Origin of the sequence: Glacieibacterium sp. (assembly GCF_965200405.1) — a bacterium.
Lineage (GTDB): Bacteria > Pseudomonadota > Alphaproteobacteria > Sphingomonadales > Sphingomonadaceae > Glacieibacterium.
Genome location: NZ_OZ241356.1, coordinates 3,566,995 through 3,590,621, shown reverse-complemented (window position 1 = coordinate 3,590,621; position 23,627 = coordinate 3,566,995). Strand labels below are relative to the sequence as shown.

General features: G+C 67.5%; 15 protein-coding genes. 6 read left to right on the top strand and 9 right to left on the bottom strand.

Features of this window, described 5'->3' with window-relative positions:
- Positions 1-284: 284 nt before the first annotated feature.
- Genes ACOFKW_RS16915 through ACOFKW_RS16905 form a run of 3 tightly spaced genes read right to left on the bottom strand, consistent with a single transcriptional unit; the run spans position 285 to position 2,228 of the window.
- Positions 285-785, bottom strand: coding sequence for a cupin domain-containing protein (locus ACOFKW_RS16915; protein WP_419815295.1), 501 nt, complete (start codon positions 783-785; stop codon positions 285-287).
- A gap of 31 nt (positions 786-816) precedes the next feature.
- Positions 817-1,557 (bottom strand): DUF72 domain-containing protein, encoded by a 741-nt coding sequence (locus ACOFKW_RS16910; RefSeq protein WP_419815294.1) that lies wholly within the window; start codon positions 1,555-1,557, stop codon positions 817-819.
- Positions 1,554-2,228, bottom strand: a complete 675-nt coding sequence (locus ACOFKW_RS16905) for an HAD family hydrolase (protein WP_419815293.1) — start codon at positions 2,226-2,228, stop codon at positions 1,554-1,556. The genes ACOFKW_RS16910 and ACOFKW_RS16905 overlap by 4 nt, the downstream gene beginning before the upstream one ends.
- 63 nt (positions 2,229-2,291) lie before the next feature.
- Between ACOFKW_RS16905 and ACOFKW_RS16900 the strand changes: the two genes are divergently transcribed.
- Together ACOFKW_RS16900 and ACOFKW_RS16895 are read left to right on the top strand one after the other, a co-directional pair.
- On the top strand, positions 2,292-3,188 hold the full coding sequence (locus ACOFKW_RS16900; protein ID WP_419815292.1) for an oxygenase MpaB family protein: 897 nt from the start codon (positions 2,292-2,294) through the stop codon (positions 3,186-3,188).
- 121 nt (positions 3,189-3,309) lie between these two features.
- On the top strand, positions 3,310-6,006 hold the full coding sequence (locus tag ACOFKW_RS16895) for a TonB-dependent receptor plug domain-containing protein (RefSeq protein WP_419815291.1): 2,697 nt from the start codon (positions 3,310-3,312) through the stop codon (positions 6,004-6,006).
- Between the two features lie 49 nt (positions 6,007-6,055).
- Here ACOFKW_RS16895 and ACOFKW_RS16890 read toward each other — a convergent pair whose 3' ends face one another.
- From ACOFKW_RS16890 to ACOFKW_RS16865, 6 genes are all read right to left on the bottom strand, one after another.
- Positions 6,056-6,589, bottom strand: coding sequence for a glyoxalase superfamily protein (locus ACOFKW_RS16890; RefSeq protein ID WP_419815290.1), 534 nt, complete (start codon positions 6,587-6,589; stop codon positions 6,056-6,058).
- A 242-nt stretch (positions 6,590-6,831) separates the two neighbouring features.
- A complete protein-coding gene (locus ACOFKW_RS16885) occupies positions 6,832-9,717 on the bottom strand; it encodes a TonB-dependent receptor domain-containing protein (RefSeq protein ID WP_419815289.1) in 2,886 nt (961 codons plus the stop codon).
- A 150-nt stretch (positions 9,718-9,867) separates the two neighbouring features.
- Positions 9,868-10,629 (bottom strand): PepSY-associated TM helix domain-containing protein, encoded by a 762-nt coding sequence (locus tag ACOFKW_RS16880; RefSeq protein ID WP_419815288.1) that lies wholly within the window; start codon positions 10,627-10,629, stop codon positions 9,868-9,870.
- 8 nt (positions 10,630-10,637) lie between these two features.
- Positions 10,638-11,312, bottom strand: a complete 675-nt coding sequence (locus ACOFKW_RS16875) for a Fe2+-dependent dioxygenase (protein WP_419815287.1) — start codon at positions 11,310-11,312, stop codon at positions 10,638-10,640.
- On the bottom strand, positions 11,309-11,884 hold the full coding sequence (locus ACOFKW_RS16870) for a tetratricopeptide repeat protein (RefSeq protein ID WP_419815286.1): 576 nt from the start codon (positions 11,882-11,884) through the stop codon (positions 11,309-11,311). Before ACOFKW_RS16870 ends, ACOFKW_RS16875 begins: the two co-directional genes overlap by 4 nt.
- A gap of 152 nt (positions 11,885-12,036) precedes the next feature.
- Positions 12,037-14,517, bottom strand: a complete 2,481-nt coding sequence (locus ACOFKW_RS16865) for a TonB-dependent receptor (protein WP_419815285.1) — start codon at positions 14,515-14,517, stop codon at positions 12,037-12,039.
- 156 nt (positions 14,518-14,673) lie between these two features.
- Between ACOFKW_RS16865 and ACOFKW_RS16860 the strand changes: the two genes are divergently transcribed.
- The 4 genes from ACOFKW_RS16860 (at position 14,674) to ACOFKW_RS16845 (ending at position 23,622) form a co-directional block, all read left to right on the top strand.
- Positions 14,674-15,729: an alpha/beta fold hydrolase gene (locus ACOFKW_RS16860; protein ID WP_419815284.1), complete on the top strand. Its 1,056-nt coding sequence runs from the start codon at positions 14,674-14,676 to the stop codon at positions 15,727-15,729.
- Positions 15,730-15,845: 116 nt separating this feature from the next.
- Positions 15,846-17,210 (top strand): MdtA/MuxA family multidrug efflux RND transporter periplasmic adaptor subunit, encoded by a 1,365-nt coding sequence (locus tag ACOFKW_RS16855; protein ID WP_419815283.1) that lies wholly within the window; start codon positions 15,846-15,848, stop codon positions 17,208-17,210.
- Between the two features lie 101 nt (positions 17,211-17,311).
- Positions 17,312-20,380, top strand: a complete 3,069-nt coding sequence (locus ACOFKW_RS16850; RefSeq protein ID WP_419816986.1) for an efflux RND transporter permease subunit — start codon at positions 17,312-17,314, stop codon at positions 20,378-20,380.
- The gene (locus ACOFKW_RS16845; protein ID WP_419815282.1) at positions 20,377-23,622 is read left to right on the top strand and encodes an efflux RND transporter permease subunit; all 3,246 of its coding nucleotides are present in this window, start codon (positions 20,377-20,379) and stop codon (positions 23,620-23,622) included. Before ACOFKW_RS16850 ends, ACOFKW_RS16845 begins: the two co-directional genes overlap by 4 nt.
- The last annotated feature ends 5 nt before the right edge of the window (positions 23,623-23,627 follow it).

Here is a 23,627-nt window from a genome sequence, read left to right as displayed (position 1 = left end):
AATGTATGCCGCTGCCAGGCCGTCGCTCGGCCGCCCGTCTTTCGACACTCTCGCCAACCTTGTCAACGACGGGGTTGAGGCGGCAGAATACAGTAGCAACGGTTGATCAACGCTTAACCGGCGGCGCGATTGTTTGGCCGTTTTCCCCCGTTGTCGAGGTTCTGGCAGCGCGGACCGCCGCCGAAGCGCCTCATGCTATGTGCCCCCCGGCGCAATTAACTGTCCCGGATCGATAAGGCGGCGTCAAGCGCTTGCGAGGGCGACGATTGCGCCTGGCGAGTGCTTCAGGACGGGGTTGTTGTCGGCACCTTGAGCGTCACGATCGCCAGCCCGGTCTTGCCGATCGATGCAAAGTAGTGCGCGGTGCCGGCCGGGATGAACATGAAGCTGCCCTTGGCGAGCGCGTGGCTCGTGCCGCCGGTGACGCCGCTGCCCTGCTGATTGGCGGGATTGCTGCGCTTCGCATCGTTCAGCGTGCCGCCGAGCGTCATGCTGCCGGAGCCTTCGACGACATAGATGAGCTCGGACTCGTTATCGTGGATCGATGCCGGCGTCGGCGCGGTGCGGTACTCGACCATGGTGCGATAGCCTGGCACGCTGACCAGGGGCTGCGACGTGCCGGACGGTTGGCCGGGCTTCTGGCTGGCCTTGACCTTGGCGATCACCGCCTGAACCTCTGCGGCATCGGCGAGAACGACGCTGGGCAGTACGGTGGTCACCGCCGGCTGGGCAACCACCGGCGCGGCGAGCAACATCGATGCGGCGATAATCAATTGGGAACGCATGGGCTTTCCTTCACGGCCAGCCCCGACCCTATCATCCCGGCGCCGGCGCGCAACGCTTGGCGACATCGGCCTGCAGCGCAACCGCGTTGCCCAGCGCCGCTCCCGAGGCCGTATTGTCGTAGATCGTCCAGACCTCGATCCCGCTTGCGACCAGCGCCGCCACCCGTGCCGCCTGCTCGGCGATCGCGGCTTGGTCATACGGTGAGCGATAGATCTGCGGCGCGCCGTGCAGCCGGAAATAGGCGATGCCGCTCCAGCCACCGGGCACCGCCGCCTCGGCCACCACGGCAGGATCGGCAGCGACGCGGGCGATACGCAACTCGACAAGCAGGGCAGCCACGGCAGGCGTGAACCAGCTCGCATGCCGTGGCTCGACGACGATCACGTCTCCCAACACCGCCTGCGCCGTAGCGAAGAATTGCAGCGCGACCTCGCCAGGCCAGGCGAAGCTGGGTGGCAATTGCACCAGGGTCGGTCCGCGCTTGTCGCCGAGGCCGGCAACCTCGTCGGCGAAGCGCCGGAGCAGGGTCTCGCAGTCCACCAGCCGCTGGTCGTGGGTGATCGTGCGGGGCAGCTTGACCGCAAAGCGGAACTCCGGCGGGACACTCGCGGCCCAGCGTTCGTAGGTCGCCCGTCGGTGGGGACGGTAGAAGCTGCTGTTGATCTCGGTGGCCGTCAGCTGGCGGGCGTAACGCTCGAGGTGGCTGAGCTCGCCGGGGAACGCCTCTGCCAGCGGCCGGGGGATCGACCAGCCGGCCGTGCCGATCCTCATTGCGGACAGGGCGAATTCGCGTAATCGGCGAGCAGGGCGGCGACGTCGGCGTACACCGCAACCGCCCCGGCGGCGCGCAGCTGCGCCTCTGGAAAGCCGCCCGACAGGACGGCGATGGCACGGACGCCGCACTTCGCGGCCGCCTCGATGTCGTAGGGCGTGTCACCGATCACCACGGCACCGGCGGCGCTCACCTGCGCCTTGCCCAACGCCGCCGCGAAGATATCGGGTGCGGGCTTGGAATGCTCGACGTCGTCGGCGCTGGTAGTGACGTCGACGATTGCCCGCGCGTCGAGCAGGTCGAGATAATGTTCGAGTTCCTCGCCGCTCGCCGAGGATGCGAGGGCGACCTTGGCGCCGCTGTCGCGGACGCGCAGCAGCAGGTCCCGCGCCCCTTGGAACGCCGCGACACGTGGCATGTAGCGGCTCTTGAAGATCTCGCCGGCACGCTCCCCGATCGACTGGCGGACCTTTTCGTCGACATCGGGCAGCATCGCGGGGAGCAGATTGTCGCTGCCCTTGCCGATCTGGCCGTGGATCGCAGCAGCGGCGATGTCGAACCCCGCTTCGGCGAACGCTTCCCGCCAGGCGCCGACGTGGAAGTCGTTGCTGTCGACGAGGGTGCCGTCGAGATCGAACAGCACGGCGGTCGGTCGGTCTGATTTTGTCATGCGGTGCCAACGCCCGCGCTGCGCAGCCGGGACCATGCGCCACAGCTGTTCAACCCGGTGCAAATGCCTAACTTGGCCGGCATGGAAGATATCCGCCAGATGATCACCGGGCAGATCCACAAGATCGTCGGTGCGGGATCGAAGGCGATCGACCTCGATATGCCCGCCGGCGATCCCGGACTGTTCGGTCCCAAGTCGGCGAGCTGGAAGGTGCACGGCGACTTCAACTCGATGATGATCGGCGGCCTGACGGCGTTGCTGTTGCAGATGCTTCACCCGGCAGCACTTGCCGGCGTCTGGGACCACAGCAATTTCCGCGCCGACCGGCTCGGACGCTTGCGGCGGACGGCGCAGTTCATCGCGGCGACGACCTATGGCTCGACCGCGGAGGCCGAACGGCTGATCGCCCGGGTGCGGCGGATCCACGATCATGTAACCGGCACGACGGCCGACGGGCAGCCCTATGCGGCAAACGACCCGGCGTTGCTGACCTGGGTGCATGCGGCGGAGACCAGCAGCTTCATGCGCGCCTATCTGCGCTATCGCGACCCGTCGTTCTCAGCCGCCGATCAGGACCGCTATTTTGCCGAGACGGCGACCGTGGCGATCAAGCTGGGGGCAGGGGACGTGCCGCTGACCCGAGCCGGCATCGAGGCCTACCTGCTCGAGATGCGCCCGCAGCTCCTTGCCGATGCGCGCAGCACCGACGTCGCGCGCACCCTGTTGTCGGGCGAGGCGCCTAGCCTGGCGCTGGCCCCGTTCGGCTCGCTGGTCCGCCATGCCGCGGTCGACCTGCTTCCCGATTGGGCGGCAGCGATGCACGGTCTGCGCGTGCCCAGTCTGCGCCGGCCGGGCGTCAGGATCGGCGCCATGGCGGCCGGGTCGGTGCTGCGCTGGGCGCTGCGCGACAACTCTCGCAGCCGGGCCCAGCGGCGCGTCGTGGCGACGCCTCACGCCTGAGCCGCTGTTACAGAAATAGCACAGAAAAGGTTAAACTCGTTCCCTGAAAGCAACATTTGGTTGCCAATCCCTGATGTTTCCCCTCTTTCCGAGGCAGAAGCATATAAAAAAGGGGTCTTTCATGGGTTTCAACGTACGCGCCGCTTTGCTGGCCGGACTGGCCACGAGCGTGTTTTCGGCACCGGCGTTCGCCCAGGAAACCGCGCCCGCCGCGCCGGCTCCGGCCGCTGCCGCCGCGGCCGACGACATGGGTGATGCCGGGACGATCATCGTCACCGGTACGCGCCGCAACGACCGGACGATCGCCGATTCAACCGTGCCGATCGACGTGATCACCCAAGAGTCGCTGCAGACCAGCGGCTATACCGAAACCAACCGCGTCCTGTCGCAGCTGGTCCCGTCGTTCAACTTCCCCCAGCCCTCGATCACCGACGGCACCGACGTCATCCGCCCGGCGACACTGCGCGGCCTCGGCCCCGACCAGACGCTGGTGCTGGTCAACGGCAAGCGTCGCCACAGCACCGCACTGCTCAACGTCAACGGTTCGGTCGGGCGCGGCACCGCAGCGGTCGACATCAATTTGATCCCCTCGGCCGCGCTGGAGCGTGTCGAGGTCCTGCGCGATGGCGCCGCGGCGCAATACGGCTCCGACGCCATCGCCGGCGTCATCAACTTCCAGCTGTCGAAGCGTCGCGAGGGCGCCCGCTTCAGCGCGACCTACGGCGAATATAACAGTAACGTCGAAGGTACCCGGCGCGTTACGGGCGTCGCCACCAGCTCGCCCGGTGTCCCGGTGATCGCTCCCGACGGCACGCTGCAACTGACCGACAACGGCAAGGACCGCCACGTCAGCGACGGCAAGACGCTGAGCCTGAGCAGCAATATCGGTCTGCCGCTGTTCAGCGAGGGCTATCTGAACCTCACCGCCGAGTACCGCGACCGCGACCCGACAAACCGCGCCGGCTATGACCCTCGTCGCCAGTTCGGCTCGTCGGGCGCGTATAGCCCCAGCGAATTCACCTTCGACCGCCTGTCGCATCGCTACGGCGACGCGCAGACCAAGGACTATAACTTCTTCGTCAACGCCGGCACGCCGGTCGCCGAGGACCTCGAAGTCTATGCATTCGCCAGCTATGGCCACCGCAACGGCGAGTCAGCCGGCTTCTACCGGTTGTCGAACGATGCCCGTAACGTGCTGTCGGTCTATCCGAACGGCTTCCTGCCGCTGATCAACACGGCGCTGCGCGACTATTCGTTCACCGGCGGCGCGAAGGGCATCATCGGCGGCGTCAACTTCGACGTGTCGATGGCCTATGCGCACAACAAGTTCGACTTCCTGATCAGCAACACCCTCAATGCCTCGCTGGGTGCCGCATCACCGACCTCGTTCGACGCGGGCGGGCTGCGCTACGGCCAGTTCACCACCAACCTCGATCTCAACAAGGATATCGAGATCGGCTTCCTCAAGAGCTTCAACCTTGCCGGCGGCCTCGAGTATCGCAACGAGGACTATACCATCCGCGCCGGCGAACCCGACAGCTACCGCTCCGGTTCGGTGCTGGTCGGCACCAACAACCCGACGTCGCCGGCGTCGGGCTTCCTGGCGGGTGCGGCACCGGGCGCGCAGGTGTTCCCGGGCTTCCAGCCGATCATCGGCGGCCAGCAGGTCACCGGCATCAAGCGCGAGCGCCACAATTTCTCGGCCTATGTCGAGGGTGATGCCGACGTCAACGACATGCTGACCATCCAGGCGGCGGGTCGCTACGAGAAGTATTCGGACTTTGGCGACGACATCAATGGCAAGGTTTCGGCGCGCTTCGAGCCGATCAGCGGCTATGCCCTGCGCGGTTCGATCTCGACCGGCTTCCGTGCCCCGTCGCTGCAGCAACAGTATTTCGCCGCTGCCGCGACCAACAACGTCAATGGCACGCTGGTCGACGCGGTGACGCTGCCGGTCAACAACCCGGTCGCCGTCGCGCTGGGCGCCAAGCCGCTCAAGGCCGAGCAGTCAGTCAGCTATTCGGGCGGCATCGTGCTCAGCCCGGTGCGGCGCCTCAGCCTGACCGTCGATTATTATCACATCAAGATCGACGACCGCATCGTCCTGACCGAGAACCTCAACGCGACCCGCGATGCGCTAGGCAATCCTTCGGGCGGCACCGGCTCGTCGGGCTTCCAGATCGCGCAGATCCTCAACAACGCCGGCTTCCGCACGATCTCGGCCGGGCGCTTCTTCATCAACGGCATCGACACCGCGACACAGGGCGTCGAGGCGGTCGCGACCTACCGCTTCGACCTCGGCTCCTATGGCAAGCTCAACGCCACCGCCGGGTTCAATTATAACAAGACCAAGATCACCGGGCGCAACGCCACCCCGGGCGCACTCAGCCAGGTGCCAGGTGTCGTGCTGTTCGGCCGCCAGGAGTCGCTGCGTATCGAGCGTGGCCAGCCGCGCACCAAGATCAACCTGGGCGTCGACTACGACTACAGCATCCTCGGCGTCACCGTCCGCGGCAACCGCTACGGCAAGGTCATCGACGGTGGTGCCGACGACTTCGGCGACATCATGCTGGCCCCCAAGTGGATCGTCGACATGGAAGTCCGGGTGAAGCCGGTCTCTCGCGTCGAACTTGCGGTCGGTGCCAACAACCTGCTCGACGAATATCCGACGCGGACGCCGACCGGCCGTGGTCTCGACCCGGTTACCGGCGTCGCCCGCAACTACTCGCAGACGCGGTACGACACGCCGTACAGCAGCTTCTCGCCGTTCGGCTTCAACGGTCGCTTCGTCTACGGCCGGGTCAGCTACAGCTTCTAAGGCGGAGGAGGGCGCCCGGCATCACAGCCTGCCGGGCGTCCTCGCAGATCTAGCCGAGCCTCTCGCAAAAGCGGATGCGGTTGCCGAAGGGGTCGTAGACTTCCATGCTGTCGCCCCAGGGCAGGCGCTCGATGCCGGGGCGCCCATAACCATAGTTCTTAGAGGTCAGCTCGGCGTGGTAGGCCTTGATCCCGATCATCCAGACGAAGCACGTCGAGCCCGGGCTGGCGTCGCCGTGATGCTCAGACAGGTGAAGCTTCAGCCCGGCCCGCTCGACGCCCATGTACAGCGGCAGCCCCGGCTCGTGGCGATGCTCCATTGCCACGGTGAAGCCGAGGAAATCGCAGTAGAACTCTCGCGCCTTGCCGACGTCGAAGATGCGCAGGATCGGTATCGCCTGCTGGAATGACAGGCCGTCGGCCGGCGCCGGCGCGAGCCTGGCGGCGGCGGTATTCCAGTCGCGGTGGCCGAGTTCGGCCGCGACCAGCTCGAGGCTCGCGGCATGGGGTATGTCGATATTCCGCTCGGCCAGCGCCGAACGCAGGCGCTTGGCCATTCCTTTGGCTTGTTCGATGGTCGGCATGACGGTTCCTCGCGCCGGCAACGGGTCATCGGGGCTCGCATTACCGATCCATCGCCGGGCGGACCAGCCGATTGAGATCGCGTCTCGATGCCTTCACCTCATCCCTGCGGACGCGAGCGGCTGGCGACATCTGCCGACCGTGAAAATGACAGGGGCCGGTCGGCAGTGTCAACTAGCCGGCGGGGCACAAAAAAAGGGCGATGGCTGTTGAGCCACCGCCCCTTTCGTTGGCGCAGAAGCGACTAGAACTTCATGCGGGCACCGACACGCATGTAGCGGCCGATGATGCCGGCCTGCGACCAGGTCGGGTTGTAGTTGATCGCCGCATAGTTCGCCGGGTTGAGCGGCGGCTTGCGGTTGGCGACGTTCAGGACGTTGGCATAGAAAGTGAAGTTGTCGTTGACCTTGTACGCGGCGACCAGGTCGACCTGGACGAAGCTCTTGGTCCGGCAGAACGCCGGGTCGTACAGGGCATCGTCGCAGGTCGTCGCGCCGGCACCGTTCTGGTCCTCGGCCACCGACTTGTAGCCGCTGGTGTAGTAAGCGGTGGCGGTCAGCGAGGCGGCGCCGACCTCGACGGTGTTCTGCCAGTTGCCGCGCCAGCGTGGCGTACCCGCGCCCGACGACAGGACGTAAGGTGCCTGCGTGCCGACATAGTGCAACGTCGTGCCGTCACCCGGCTGGAAGTCGAACTTGTTGATCCGCGTCACCTCGACGGCGCTGGTGAACTTGAAGCTGTCGCTGACCGGGATCTGCGCGATCGCGGACACGTCGATGCCCGAGGTCTTCAGCGCCGCCGCGTTGACGTACGGCGAGTTGACCAGGAGGATGCGGCGCGTCGCGTTGGGCAGATCGGGGTCGGCGGCATCCTGCGTCACGGTATAGCCGGCGGGCAGGGCGGTGCCGGCGTAATAGGCGTCGATGGCGTTGTTCGCCAGCGGGCCGCCGGTGATCACCCGGGTCTTCTTGATGTTGTAATAGTCGGCCGTCAGGCTGAGCCAGCGGGTCGGCTGGATCACTACGCCGCCGGTGAAGCTGCGCGACTTCTCGGGCTTGAGGTCGGGGTTCGACACGGTGTTGAAGCCGATCGAATAGCTCTGGACGTAGGCGTTGTTGCCATGCTCGTCGATGACCTCCTGGGGAGGCCGCGTCGTGGTGAAGCCGACAACCGAGCCCGAGCCGTTCTCGGCAAAGCTGGGAGCGCGGAAGCCCTTGGAGAAGGTGCCGCGGATCGCCAGCTGCTTGATCGGCGTGAACTTGGCGCCGATCTTGGGCGAGAAGTTGCTGTAGCCCTCCGAATAATGGTCGTAGCGGCCCGAGCCGTTGATCTCGAGGGTGGACAGCACCGGCGCGTTGACCTCGAAATACGCCGACGAGACGGTGTGACTGCCCGACGCCGAATAGGAGTTGAGGTTGATCGTCGCGAGGTTGGCGTTCTGGTTCGGATCGTTGACCTTCTCATAGCGCACCGAGCCGCCGACGCCGAGCTGCAGGGCGCCGCCCGGCAACTGGAACAGGTCCTTGGTGATGACGCCCTGGATCATGTCGAGGTCGCTGGTCGCCGAGTTCATCACGTCCGGCGACAGGGCGCTGCGCACCGCGGCGCTGTTCTGATCCGGATTGACGAAGTTGTAGCTGCCGGTGTTGATCGCGTTGGTCAGCCCGGCGATGTTGAGCAGGCCGCGCTGGGTGATGTCGAGCCAGCTGTGCGCCGCGGTGATGTCGGCGCTGTAGGTCCAGCCGTCGCCGAAGCTGCCGTTAATCCCAGCCGCGCCGCGCAGGACATGGCTGTTGGTCGTCGTCGACGCCGCGATGTCGCCGAAGCGGTAGTAGATCAGCGCCGACTGGCCGGCCGCGGCGAACGGGTTGTTGGGATTGAGCTGGCCGTTCGCGAGCAGCGCCGGCAGGGTGATGGTCTGCGTGTTGATCGGGTTGGCGGACCGGATCGACGCCGGGAGCCCCTGTGACTCGACCTTGCTCTGGTAATAGGAGCCGGTGACATAGGCCTGGGTGTTGTCGTTGACCTGGAACGTGCCGTGGACGGTGACGCCGTACCGGGTCTGGTCCGGCTGGATGGTACCGTACTGGCCGTTGTTGTTCTGCTCGCAATAGGAGCCGCCCGCGGTCGTCGCGCTTGGGGCGTTGGTGTGCGCGATGGTGCCGGCGCCGCAGCCGTTCGGGTTGAGGACCTGGTACGGCAGGCTGCTGATCGCGGCGCCGGTCAGGATGTTGCCGGGCGTGTTGAGGTTTGCGGGACGGACGACGGCGCTGGTCGTCGCGCCGGGGCCGACGGCACCGGCGTTGTTGTTGACGCCACCGATCGAGGTCAGGTCGTCGGTGTTGAACGGAAAGCCGCGGTCGCGGGCCAGGATCTGCGAGTCATGCTGGTACTCGCCGTTGATGTAGACGTTGAAGCCCTTGGTATCGAGGTCGCCGGTGCCTGCGGTGAAGGTCAGGCGCTGCTCGCCGCCATCCTTGCGGCTGGAGATGCCGCCCTCGGCAGTGGCCTCGATGCCGACGACCTGCTTCTTGAGGATCAGGTTGACGACGCCGCCGATGGCATCTGCGCCATAGGTCGACGAGGCGCCGTCCTTGAGGACCTCGACGCGCTCGACGATGCTCTGCGGAATGCTGTTGAGGTCGACGAAAGCGCGCTGGCCGTCATCCGCGAGCGGATAATTGGCGGTGCGCAGGCCGTCGATCAGGACCAGCGTCGAGTTGACCGACAGGCCGCGCAGCGAGACCGCAGCCGAGCCGGCGCCGAAGCCGTTGGTGAACGAGGTCGGGATCGAGCCGCTGCTGTCGGCGGAGATCGAGCGCACCGCATCGGCGACGTTGGTGATGCCGGCGTTGTTGAGGCGCTCCTGGGTCAGCACAGTGACCGGCGAGGGCGTCTCGGTGTTGGTGCGGCGGAACACCGAGCCGGTGACGACGATCGTCTCGGCATCGTTGCTCTGCGCGGTCTGGATGCCGGCCGGGGTGGCGGCGGCGCCGGACTGGGCGCCACCGGCGGTCGCGGCCGGGGCGCTGGTGTCAGGTGTGACGGACTGGGCGTAGGTCGAAGTGCCCACGACCCCGGCAAGCAGGATCGTCGAGCCAAGCATCTTCAAGCGGAAACTGGATTTCATCAGGAAACGGCCTCATTGCAAACACCGCCCCCAAGGCCCCATTGAGCCGCCGGACGGAGTTGTGCAAAAGCCGTTACGCCAACGTTTATAAATTCTTCGCGACATGTTGCGGCAGTACCACTGCCATATCGCGAGCGGAATTAATGGACCTCAGATGAACGGCCAGATCGCGCTGGAGGCGACGACGAAGCTGGCGACGACGATGCCGCCGGCCAGTAGGCGCCCGCCATGCAGCCGCGACCACAGCAGGAAGCCGGTGATGCTCATGGTGATCAGCGCGCCGGCGATGGTGTCGAGGAACAGCACCCAGGCGACGCCCAAACCGACGCCCTTGTGGAAGTTCTTGATGGTACCGAAAAAGCCGTTGCTGTCGCGCTTTGCCGAGACGAAGGGCGCGCCCGGGACGTAGCTGACCGTAACCTTGCCATCGGGCATGGTGAATTCGCGCACCCACTTCTCGGGCTCGGCGACGGCCTGGCCGTTGAAGCTGTGACGCTCCCCGCCTGCACCACCGCCTTCACCGCCACCTGCACCGCCGCCCTCACGACCGCGACCACCACGTCCACCGGGGCCTTCGCCGCCGGGCCGACCCCGGGGTGCCTTGCCCTCGGCGCGCAGGTCGAGCGCTGCCTTGGCCCAGACGCCCAGCGCGTCGGCATCGGCGATCTCGCCGGGCTTCACGGCAATGTCGACGGCGCTGATCTCGATCGGCTCGCCGCTGACGATCTTCAACTTCTCGGTGCGGTGGTTGAGCAGGAAGCCGCTGGTGCCCATCATCAGGAACAGCAGCGCCCCCCAGAAGCCGGTCCAGGCGTGGATCTTCTTGAGCCAGTTGATGACCTTGGCGCGCTGCCAGGCCTTGGGCACGAACAGCAACCCGGACTGGTTGAGGCGTGGAAGAGCGAAAGCCATGAATGTCCCTAGAGTTCGGCGCTGCGGCGCAGCAGATTGTGATAGACGTTGGTCAGGCGGATGATGTCGGGGTCGCCCTGGCCGCGTTCGGCGGCGAGCGACTGGATCGCGGTGTCCAGTTCGAACAGCGTAGCACGGTCGTCGCCGGACCGGATCATGCTTTGGACCCAGAAGAACGACGCGATGCGCTGGCCGCGCGTCACGGGCTCGACGCGGTGCAGGGTCGACGCCGGATAGAGCAGCATGTGGCCGGCGGGCAGCTTGATGCCCGGGCGATCCTCGACGACCAGCTCGCCGCCGTCGTAACTGTCGGGGTCGGCCAGGAACAGCGTCGCCGACAGGTCGGTCCGGATGCGGAAGTCGCTGCCGCGGCGGATGCGGATGGCATTGTCGACATGGGTTCCGAAGGCGTGGCCGATGCCGTAGCGGTTGAACAGCGGCGGGTAGACGCGCAGAGGCAGCGCGGCGGCGACGAACAGTGGCGTGCGTCCCAGCGCGTCGAGCACGATGTCGCCGGCCTCGCGTGCCGCCGCCGAGGCTTCGGGTAGCTGGACGTTGTGCTTGGCCAGCGCCGACTGGCCGCCGGAGGTGGCGTTGCCGTCGACCCAGTCCGCCGCGTCGATGATGGCACGCACCCGCGTGACTTCGACGGCGCTCAACACGTCGGGAATGGCCAGCATCATGCTGCAAGTCCCTGCAGGCGTGGGTCGGTCGCCCGCTGCAGCCAGTCGCGCACCTGCCCGCGAAAACGGTCGTTGCCACCCGCCAGCGCGCGTTCCAGCCACGGCAGGGCGGCATCGACGTCGCCTGCCGCGATCAGCATGCGGGCGTGATTGAACTGGCCGCGGAAGTCGCCACCCGCGGCGGCGCGGGCATAATGCCCGGCGGCGGTGGCGAGGTCGCGGACGACGACCCAGCCATCCTCGTGGAAGCTGCCGAGGAAGTTCATCGCCTTGGCATTGCCCAGCGCCGCGGCCTTGCCGAACCAGCCGAGCGCCGCGACCCGGTCCTCGGCGATGCCGGCGCCGAGCGTCAGCGCCGTCGCATAATTGTACATGCCCCAGTCCAGCCCGCGCTCCGCCGCGACCTTGAACCATGCCGCCGCTGCCGGCTTGTCGATCATCGTGCCCCAGCCGAGATCGTGGCAGCGGCCGACCATGTTGATCGCCGCCAGATGGCCCTGTTCGGCAGCCGCGGCGAACCAGCCGAACGCCGCCACGGCGTCGACGGCGACGCCGCGTCCGTCGAGGAGCATCTGGCCATAGATCGCCTGCGCCTCAGCCGAGCCGGCACGCGCGGCGTCACCGATGAACGTCGCCGCCTCCCCGGGAGAACCGGACAGGCGGCGGACGATTTCGTCGGCGTCGAGCGCGTTGATCTGGGCGATGTCGGAAATGCGGCAACCCCTCAGTATTTGACCGTGACCGTGCCGAAGGCGCTGCGGCCCGCGGCAATGGTGGCGTAGTGGCTGGCGTAGGCCTGGCTGAAATAGGCCTTGTCGGTCAGGTTCTGCACGTTGACCGACAGGTCGATGGCGTCGCTGATCTTGTAGCCGACGCGGGCATCGAAACGCCAGTATGACGGCACCGCACGCTCGATGACCTTGGTCGCCGGGTTGACGGTGATGACGCCCGTGGTGCTCTGCGTCGCGGTGCGGTTGTCGGAATAGCCGCCGAACACCCGGCTGCTGTAAAAGGCGCCACCGCCGATCGTGAGCTTGTCGAACAGGCTGTAGTTGCTCCAGATCGTGAAGCTGTGCTTGGCGGTCTGCGGAAACTGCTTGCCGGTGTTGACCGAGATCACCGGGATGGCGGTGGCCGGGGCGCCCGGACCGTTGGCGGCGACTGCCAGCGAGGTGAAGCCGCCGTCGACGATCTTGGCATCGAGGTAGGTGTAGCCGCCGAAGACGTTCCAGCCCTTGACGATGTTGCCGTTGAAGCCGAGCTCGACGCCGCGGATGCGCCGCTTGCCGATGAAGGCGACGGTGTTGGCGTCGATGGTGACGCGGGCATTGTTGGTCTTGGTCTGGAACACCGCCGAAGTCAGCGACAGCTGGCCGTCGAACAGGTCGGCCTTGGCGCCGATTTCGGACGACTTGCTCTTCTCGACCTTGAGGCTGTTGAAGATCGCCAGCGCGCCGGCGGTGGCGGTCGTGCCGAGCGCGTTGGCCTCCTGGCCTTCGCCGAGCAGGCTGTTCGGCGGCGTCGCCGAGGTTGCATAGGATGCATAGATGCTGGTCGTCGCCGTCGGCTTGAACACCGCGCCGACCTGGTAGTTGAACAGATTGTCGGTGCGCTTCAGCGAGAAGGTGCTGGTCGCGGTGATCGGCTGGCCCGGCGTGATCTTGGAGGCGAAGCTGTCATAGCGGGCGCCGAGGTTGAGGATCAGGTTCGGCAGCAGCGTGATCGAGTCGAACGCATAGACCGCCTGGGTGTTGGCGTCGTTCTGGGTTTCGGCGATCGCCAGGGTCTTGACGATCGGCGCGGCGACGTTGGACGTGTCGCTGGCGTAGTTGACCCAGGGTGCGTTCGGGTTCGGGTTGAACAGGTCGACGCAATAGCTGCGGGCGACCGTGGCCGGATTGCACCGCGGACTGATCGTCGAACCCGACGAGAACAGCTCGTTGCCCGCTGCGTTGGTGAAGCCGCGGGTGACATAGGCGCCGCGCCGCGCCTTCTCCACCGACAGCTCGACGCCGACGGCAAAGCTGTGCTGAATCCCGCCGGTGTCGAACTTCCCGTACAGGTCGGTCTGGTTGATCAGGCTGTCGGTATAGCCGTAGCGGGTGTTGGCGCGGGTCCAGACCTGGCCGGTGCCATAGACGTTGCCGGTGCTGTCGTCGGGCAGGGTGAAGATATACGACTGGTTGGTGTGGCTGTAGCGCGAGGTGTTGCGCAGCGTGATGCCGCCGAAATCATGTTCGGCCCGCAGCGTCGCCTGGTCGGTCGTCGCCTTGCGGAAGTCGCGGTCGACGAGACCGTAGAAGGTCGAGCGATCGACCTTGCCGGTGCGGCCGTTGGCCGTGGTGACGGTGCCGAGCGCCGGCTCCGACAGGCTGGTGCCGAGGTTGGGCGTGTTGCCGATGGTGTAGAGGAACGGGATGCCGCTGTCGGGCAGTTCGTTCGACTTCAGATGATAATAGGCCGCGGTCAGGCGGGTCGGGGTGCCGAGGCCGATGGTGATCGACGGCGCGAAGCCCCAGCGCTTCTGGAAGACCTCGTCGCGACCGGCGACGTCCTGGTCGTGCCATGCACCCGCCAGGCGGACGGCGACATGCTCGGCGATCTTGTAGTTCACGTCGCCGGCGACGCGCTTGTAGTCGTCGGTGCCATAGCTGACGGCGACTTCGGCGAAATTGCGGTCGCGCGGCAATTTCGAGATGATGTTGATCGAGCCGCCGGCCGAGCCGCGCCCGCCGAGGGTCGAATCCGAGCCGCGGACGATCTGCACCTGCTCGACGTCGAAGATCTCGCGACTTTGCGCACCGATATCGCGGACGCCATCGAGATAGGTCGAGCCCTGGCTGTCGTTGCCACGGATGAACGGGCGGTCGCCGATCGGATTGCCGCCCTCGGCGGCGCCGAAGGTGATGCCGGGAACGGTGCGCAGCGCCTCGACCAGCGTCGCGGAACCGGTTTCCTTGATGACTTCCTTGTCGAGCACGACGACCGAGCGCGGCGTATCGAGCAGCTTGGCCACGGCCTTCGGCGTGTCGGCCTGGACATTGGCGTGGCTGGCGGCGCTGCCCGTCACGATGATCGTCTCGCGGGCTGCATCGGCGGCATCGGCGGCGGCGTCCGCGGCCTGCGCAGTGTCGGTCGCGATGAACCCGACACATCCGAGCGCGAGGAATGCCGGCAGTGCGAATAGCTTGTTCGTGTCGGTCAACTTGATGCCCCTATATGCTCGACGGGGTTGCTATCGCGAGTCGTTCGCAGTGTCAAACTGTTGCGAATGATTATCACGATCATGATTTATTTCGGGAACGAAAGTGCTTTCCGAGACACAGCGGCGGAGTTATCGTTACGGCAGTGGAGTAGGTGTATGATTAGCTTCGACCTGGTGATTTTCGGGCTGCTGGCGTTGGGAACGGCGTCGCCGCCTCGCGCGCCGCTGGTCGAGCCGCCGCCGACGTCGGACCTCTCCGTGTTCTCGGGACCGCAGCGTCTGGTGTCGCTGCCCGGCGGTCGACGCATGAACATCTATTGCACCGGCAGCGGCGGGCCGACCGTCATCCTGGAGGGCGGCTGGACCAGCTGGACCTCCTATTGGCGCAAGGTCCAGCCCGCCGTGGCACGGACGACACGGGTCTGCAGCTACGACCGCGCCGGCTATGGCTTCAGCGATCCCGGCCCGATGCCGCGCACCGCCGCCGCGATCGCCGACGACCTGGCGGCCCTGCTCAAGGCGGCGCAGGTCCCCGGCCCTTATGTCCTCGTCGCTCATTCTGCGGGCGCGCTCGACGTCCGGCTGTTCGCCAGCGAGCACCCGTCGCAGGTCGCCGCGATGATCCTGGTCGAGCCTGCCGTCGAGTATCAGGACCGCGAGCTCGGGCTGGTGTCGAAAGCCTATGCCGCCAGCGCCGCCGCCTTTGCCCGCGACGTCCAGGCCTGCGCCGAGGCCGTCATCGACAACCGCCCGATGCCCGGCGGCACCGCCGCGGCGCTGTGCATCAGCCCGCCCGCCCAGGCCATGCCGGCGGCGGTGTCCGAGGCGGTTCGCAAGCTGGAGCTGTCGGAGGGCTACCAGCGCACCGCCGCGTCCGAGCTGGCGAACTACGGCGGCACCAGCAGCGCGCAGGTCGAGCAGGCGCGGCACAGCCTGGGCAAGCTGCCGCTGCTGGTGCTGACCGCGGCGAACAGCATGGACGATCCGACCCTGCCCGCCGACGAGCAGGCCGCGGTGACCGAGACCTGGTGGGGCCTGCACGACGCGGTCGCCAAGCTGTCGACGGCGGGCAAGCACCGGCTGGTCACGGGCAGCGATCACTTCGTGCCGATGCAACAGCCGCAGGCGGTCATCGACGCGATCGCCGGCATGGTCGCCGGGGTCCGCGCCACCGCGCTTCCCGCAATCGCTGCGACCAGTCCCGGCCACTAACCTCGCGGGCCAATCGCCGCGCCGGCGAATTAACCATGGCAGAGGCTGTTCCGCCGCGCCTTTCGGGGTATCGGTAGCTGTGCCGTCGTACTGACCATCTTGCACCCGGAGCACTCATGGCCGACGATTTTGCGACATCATCCGTTCCGGCACCCCGGCGTCGTCGCTGGGGCTCGGTGGTCATGGTGGTCATCGCGATCCTGGCGGGGGCCGGCTTCCTGTATTGGCTGACGCATCGCCCGCCCGCCGAGGATGCGAGCGGATTCGGCGGTGGTGCGGGCGGTGGCGGCGGCGGTCGCGGCGGTCCGGGCGGTGGTCGCCGGCCGCCGACGACGGTCGGCATCTTCAAGGTCATCCAGGCCGATGTGCCGCTGACGGTCGATGCGCTCGGCACGGTGACCCCGCCGGTGACCGCGACGGTACGCACGCGCATCGCCGGGACCCTCGACAAGGTGCTATTCAGCGAGGGCCAGGAGGTCCGCGCCGGCCAGTTGCTCGCCGAGGTCGATCCGCGACCCTATAAGCTCGCGCTCGACCAGGCGCAGGGCGCGCTGGCCCGCGATGTCGCGCAGCAGAAGCAGGCGAGGGCGGACCTCAACCGCTACCAGACGCTGCTCCAGCAGGATTCGATCGCGCGCCAGCAGGTCGACACCCAGTCGGCGCTGGTCGGCCAGCTCGGCGGCACCATCGCCACCGACCAGGCGGCAGTCGGCGTCGCCAAACTGAACCTCGCCTATACCCGCATCACCGCGCCGGTGTCGGGGCGCGTCGGCCTGCGCCAGGTCGATGTCGGCAATTACGTCACTACCGGCGACGCCAACGGCATCGTCGTGGTCACCCAGGTCCACCCGATCGACGTCGTCTTCACCCTGCCCGAGGCGCAGCTGCCGCGGGTCGCCGCCGGGGCGCGCAAGGGCAAGCTGCCGGTCACCGCCTTCGACCGCGGCGGCGGCACGGTGCTGGCGCAGGGCCAGTTCTCGACCTTCGACAACCGCGTCGACGTCGCCACCGGCACGGTCAGCGCCAAGGCGCGCTTCAGCAATGCCGACAGCACCTTGTTTCCCAACCAGTTCGTCAACATCCGGCTGACCTACGACACGCTGCAGAACGTCACCGTCGTCCCGACCACCGCGATCCGCAACGGCCCGCAGGGCACCTTCGTCTATGTCGTCAAGCCCGACCGCACCGCCGAGCTGCGCGTCGTCAAGACCGGTGCCGCCGCCGGCGACCAGGTCGCGGTCCTGACCGGCCTGAAGGTCGGCGAGACCGTGGTGACCGAGGGTGCCGACCGCCTCACCGATGGCGGCAAGGTCGTGCTGCCCGGCGACAAGCCGTCGTTCGGCGCCGGCCGCGGCCGCGGTCGCGGTGCCGGTGCTGGTGCCGATGCTGGCGGCTCCGGTGCGGAGGGCGGACAGCGTCGCCACCGCCGCGATGGTGCCGGTGCGGGCGCAGCGCCCGCCGCTGCCCCCGCCGCGCAGTGACCGAGGTCGCGCAGACCCCAGCAGCCGATCCGGCGCGGGTCACCGGCGGGGTCAACCCGTCGGCGCCGTTCATCCACCGCCCGGTGGCGACGGCGCTGCTGATGGTGGCGATCCTGCTGGCCGGCATCGTCGGCTACAAGTTCCTGCCGCTGTCGGCGCTGCCCGAGGTCGATTATCCGACGCTGGTCGTCCGCACCACCTACCCGGGGGCCAGCCCGGAGGTGATGAGCGCCACCGTCACCGGCCCGCTGGAGCGCCAGTTCGGCCAGATGGCGGGCCTCAAGCGCATGTCGTCGGTGTCGTCGGGTGGCGCCTCGGCTATCACCCTGCAATTCGGCCTGGCCGGCACGCTGGACGTGGCGGAGCAGGAGGTCCAGGCGGCGATCAATGCGGCATCGTCGCTGCTGCCCGCCGACCTGCCGGCACCGCCGGTCTATTCCAAGGTCAACCCGGCCGACGCGCCGGTGCTGTCGCTCGGCGTCACCTCCGCCACCCGGCCGCTGACCGAGGTCCAGAACCTGGTGGACGAGCGCATCGCGCAAAAGCTGTCGCAGGTCGCGGGTGTCGGACTGGTGACCCTGTCGGGCGGCCAGCGCCCCGCCGTGCGCATCCAGGTCAATACCGCCCAGCTGGCATCCTACGGACTGTCGATGGAGCAACTCCGCACGACCATCGCCAACGCCAATGCCAACGCCGCCAAGGGCAGCTTCGACGGCCCGACGCGCAGCTATGCGATCAACGCCAACGATCAGCTGGCGACGGCGCAGGACTATGCCGACCTCGTCGTTTCGTATCGCAACAACGCGCCGCTGCGGCTGTCCGACGTCGCCACCATCGTCGACGGCGCCGAGAACACCCGGCTGTCGGCGCTGATGGGCGATACCCCCGCGATCATCGTCGACGTCCAGCGCCAGCCCGGCGCCAACGTCATCTCGACGGTGGCGCAGATCAAGCTGCGCCTGCCCGACCTCGAGGCGCAGCTGCCCGCCGACGTCCATATTACCCTGCTGGCGGACCGCACCGAGGGCATCCGAGCCTCGGTCCACGATACCCAGCTGGAGCTGCTGTTCGCGGTCGGGCTGGTCGTGCTGGTGATCTTCCTGTTTCTCGGCTCGTGGCAGGCAACGCTGATCGCCGGCCTGTCGGTGCCGCTGTCGATCATCGGCACCTGCGGCGTGATGTACATGCTGGGCTACAGCCTCAACAATCTGACGCTGATGGCGATGACCATCGCCACCGGCTTCGTCGTCGACGACGCCATCGTCGTCATCGAGAACATCAGCCGCTTCCGCGAGGAGGGCAAGCGGCCGTTCGAGGCGGCGCTGGAAGGCGCGCGCCAGATCGGCTTCACCATCATCTCGCTGACCGTGTCGCTGATCGCGGTGCTGATCCCGCTGCTGTTCATGGGCGACGTCGTCGGCCGGCTGTTCCGCGAGTTTGCAGTGACGCTGGCGGTGACCATCGTCATCTCGGCGATCGTCGCGCTGACGCTGGTGCCGATGATGTCGGCGCGCCTGCTCAAGGACCATAAGGAGCCCAGCGGCAACGGCATCGTGGCGCGCAGCCAGCGTGGTTTCCAGATGCTGCTCGATAAATACGAAGGCGGCCTCGACTGGGTGCTGGCGCGGCAGGGGCTGACGATGATCGTCGCGCTGGTGACGCTGGGCCTGACGGTGGCGCTGTACGTGGTCATCCCCAAGGGCCTGTTTCCGGTGCAGGACACCGGCCAGTTGCAGGGCGTGCTGCGGATGGACCCCGGCGCCTCGTTCGCCCGCGTCGGCATGATCCAGGGACAGGTGGCGCAGGCGCTGCTGCGCGATCCCGACGTCGTGTCGCTCAGCGCCTTCATCGGCGTCGACGGGCAGAACTCGACGCTCAACTCCGGCCGGCTGCTGATCAACCTCAAGAGCAAGGGCGACCGCACCGGCAGCCAGGCCGCGGTGATGTCGCGCCTGGTTCGCCGCGCCCGCGACGTGGCGGGGGCGGAGCTTTACCTCCAGCCGGTACAGGACCTGACGATCGAGTCCGAGACCGGGCCGACGCAGTTCCGCTTCTCGCTGCAGGGCGCCGACCCGGCGCTCGTCGGGAAATGGTCGGAGACGCTGGCGGCCCGCCTCGCCAAGCTGCCGCAGTTGCGCAACGTTATCGCCGACGGATCGGCCACCGGCCCGGCGCTGACCATCGCCATCGACCGCGCCGCTGCCGCCCGCGTCGGCGTCACCGCCAGCGCCGTCGACGAGGCGCTGTACAACGCCTTTGGTCAGCGCATCATCTCGACGATCTTCACCCAGACCAACCAGTACCGCGTCATCCTGGAGGCGACGCCGGGCCTGTTGACCTCGGCCGACACGCTGACGCGCTTCTATGTGCCGTCGTCGTCGGGCCAGCCGGTGCCGCTCGGGACCTTCGCCACGGTGACCCAGGCGCAGTCGCCGCTCGCCGTCGCCCGCGTCGCGCAGTTCCCCGCGGCGACCATCGGCTTCGATCTCGCGCCCAGCGTCTCGCTGGGCAAGGCGGTCGATGCGATCACCGCCGAGGAAGCACGCGCCGGCATGCCCGCCGCGATCTCGACGACTTTCCTGGGGGCCGCCGACGCCTTCCGCAGCGCGCTCGGCAACCAGCTGTGGCTGATCCTGGCGGCGGTGGTCTGCGTCTATATCGTTCTCGGCGTCCTGTACGAAAGCTGGGTCCATCCGGTGACCATCCTGTCGACGCTGCCGTCCGCCGGCCTCGGCGCGCTGCTCGGCCTGTGGCTGACCGGCAACGACCTCGGGGTCATCGGCATCATCGGGCTCGTGCTGCTGATCGGCATCGTCAAGAAGAACGCGATCATGATGATCGACTTCGCGCTGGACGCGGAACGCAACCACGGCATGGACCCGGTCAACGCGATCCGCCAGGCGGCGCTGCTGCGCTTCCGCCCGATCCTGATGACGACGATGGCGGCGATCTTCGGCGCGCTGCCGTTGATGCTCGGCTCCGGCGCCGGGTCCGAACTCCGCCACCCGCTCGGCATCGCCATCGTCGGCGGCCTGATCGTCAGCCAGTTGCTGACGCTGTTCACGACGCCGGTGATCTACCTCGGCTTCGACCGTCTCGGCGCCCGGATGCGGGGCGGACGCGGCGAGCAGCCGATACCGGTCGCCAGCCCGGCCGCGGGTCCCGCATGAACCTGTCGGCGCCCTTCGTCAGCCGGCCGATCGGCACGATCCTGCTGCTTGTCGGGCTGTTGCTCGCGGGCATCGCGGCGTTCTTCGTGCTGCCGATCTCGCCGCTGCCGCAGGTCGACTTCCCGACCGTCTCGGTCAGCGCCAGCCTGCCCGGCGCCAGCCCCGACACCATGGCGACCAGCGTCGCGACGCCGCTCGAACGCCGCCTCGGCACCATTGCCGACGTCACGGAAATGACCTCCAACAGCGGTCTCGGCAGCGCCCGCATCACCCTGCAGTTCAACCTCGGCCGCGAAATCGACGGCGCCGCGCGCGACGTCCAGGCGGCGATCAACGCCGCCCGCGCCTACCTGCCGTCGACGCTGCGCTCCAACCCGACCTACCGCAAGGTCAACCCCGCCGACGCGCCGATCATGATCCTGGCGCTGACCTCCAAGACGCGCTCGCCCGGCCAGATCTACGACGCCGTCGCCACCGTGCTCCAGCAACAGTTGCTCCAGGTCGAGGGCGTCGGCGATGTCGAGCTCGGCGGCGGCTCGCTGCCCGCCGTGCGGGTCGAGCTCAACCCGACGCAGCTCGCATCCTATGGCATCGCGCTGGAGGACGTGCGCGCCGCGATCCAGTCGTCGAACGCCAACCGTCCCAAGGGCTCGGTCGAGAGCGGCGGCACCCATCTGCAGATCTACACCAACGACCAGGGCATCACCGCCGCCGACTACCGCGACCTGCCGATCGCCTATCGCAACGGCGCCGCCGTCCGCCTCGACGACATCGCCAGCGTCACGGACTCGGTCGAGGACACCCGCACCACCGGCCTGTTCAACGGCGAGCCCTCGGTCGTCGCGATCATCAGCCGCCAGCCCGGTGCCAACATCATCGCCACCGTCGACGCGGTGAAGCGCCAGTTGCCGACGCTGCGCTCGGCGCTCCCCGGCGACGTCGACCTGCAGGTCGCATCGGACCGCACCATCACCATCCGCGCCTCGCTGCGCGAGGTCGAGATCACGCTGCTGATCGCCACCCTGCTGGTCGTCGCGGTGGTCAGCATTTTCCTCGGCTCGTGGCGCGCGACGGTGGTGCCGGCGGTCGCGGTCGTCGCCTCGCTGGCCGGCACGCTGGGGGTGATGTGGCTGCTCGGCTTCTCGCTCAACAACCTGTCGCTGATGGCGCTGACGGTCGCCACCGGCTTCGTCGTCGACGACGCCATCGTCGTGCTGGAGAACATCAGCCGCTACGTCGAAAAGGGCATGAAGCCGTTCGATGCGGCGCTGAAGGGCGCCAAGGAAGTCGGCTTCACCGTCATCTCGATCTCGATCAGCCTGGTCGCGGTGTTCATCCCGCTGCTGTTCATGGGCGGCATCGTCGGGCGGCTGTTCCGCGAATTCGCCATCACCCTGTCGGCGGCGGTGCTGATCTCGTTGGTCATCTCGCTGACCGCGACGCCGATGCTGGCAGCGCTGCTGCTCAAGCAGCGCGACAAGCCGGTCCCGGCCGCCGACGCGCCCGAGCCTGCCAAGCCCGGCTGGTTCGCGCGGCGCTTCGCCTGGGTCGAGGGGCGCTATGCCGTCGCGCTCGACTGGTCGCTGAGCCACGTCGGGCTGGTCGTGGTCATCCTTTTCGCGACGCTGGCCTTCAACGTCTATCTGTATGTCGCCATTCCGAAAGGCTTTTTCCCGCAGCAGGATACCGGCCAGCTGCAGGGCGGGCTGCGGACCGACCAGAGCATCAGCTTCCAGGCGATCCGCGGCAAGCTCAAGCAGATCGTCGACATCGTCCGCCACGATCCCGCCGTCTCGACAGTGGTCGGCTTCACCGGTGGCGGTCGCGCCGGCGGCGGCTTCATGCAGGTCCAGCTCAAGCCCCGCTCCGAGCGCAAGGACGACAGCGCCGCCGTCATCAAGCGGCTGCGCCCCAAGCTGGCGCGCGTTACCGGTGCCGCGACCTTCCTGACGCCGGTGCAGGATGTCCGCATCGGCGGGCGCCAGTCGAACTCGGGCTATCAATACACTCTGGAGAGCGACGACACCGACCTGCTCGCCACCAGCGCCCGGCGGCTGGCAGAGCAGCTCAAGACCGAGCCGCTGCTTACCGACGTCGATTCCGACCAGCAGCTCAGCGGCGTCGAGGCCTATGTCGATGTCGACCATTCGCGCGCTGGGCGGCTGGGCATCACGGCGCGCGACGTCGACAATGCGCTGTACGACGCCTTCGGGCAGCGCCAGGTCTCGACGATCTACCGCGCCCTCAACCAATACCATGTCGTGATGGGCGTCGCGCCGGAGTTCGCCGGCTCGCCCGAGGCGCTGAAGGGCGTCTATGTCCCCGCCCGCGCCGCCGTCACCACCACCGGCACCGCCGTCGCCGCCGCGGCCGACGCGCTATCCGCCTCGACCTCCGGCCAGCCCGTCGCCGTACCCGGCGGCAGCGCCGGGCAGGCGGGTGCGGCCTCCACCGGCAGCGCGCTCAGCGGCGCCCGGACGACGATGGTGCCGCTGTCGACCTTCGCCCGCTTCAGCCAGCGCCCGACGGCGACCTCGGTCAACCACCAGGACGGCTCGCCCGCGACGACGATCAGCTTCAACCTGGCGCCCGGCACCAGCCTCAGCCAGGCCAAGACCGCGATCGCCGCCGCCGAAGCTCGGCTCGCCTTCCCATCCAACGTCGTCGGCACCTTCGCCGGCACCGCCAAGGCCTTTGAAGACAGCAACAAATCGACCCCGCTGCTCATCCTTGCAGCACTGGTGGTGATCTATATCGTCTTGGGAATGCTGTACGAAAGCCTGATCCACCCGCTCACCGTACTCTCCACTCTCCCCTCCGCCGGAGTCGGCGCAGTCATCGCCCTGCTCCTCGCCGGAATGGAGTTCGACATCATCGCCTTGATCGGCATCATCCTGCTCATCGGCATCGTCAAAAAGAATGCCATACTCATCATCGACTTCGCGCTCGAAGCCGAACGCAACCAGGGCATGACTCCCCGGGAAGCAATCCGCGAAGCATCGCTGCGCCGCTTCCGCCCGATCATCATGACGACGCTCGCCGCCCTCCTCGGCGCCGTGCCCCTGGCAATCGGTTTCGGCGAAGGCGCAGAATTGCGCCAGCCACTCGGCGTCGCCATCGTCGGGGGCCTTATCGTCAGCCAGATGCTCACGCTTTTGACCACGCCGGCGATCTACCTCGCCCTCGATCGCTTTCGCAGCCGCTCACCCCGCGAGCTCCGCGGCGTCGCGGTGGCTGCCTGATATGG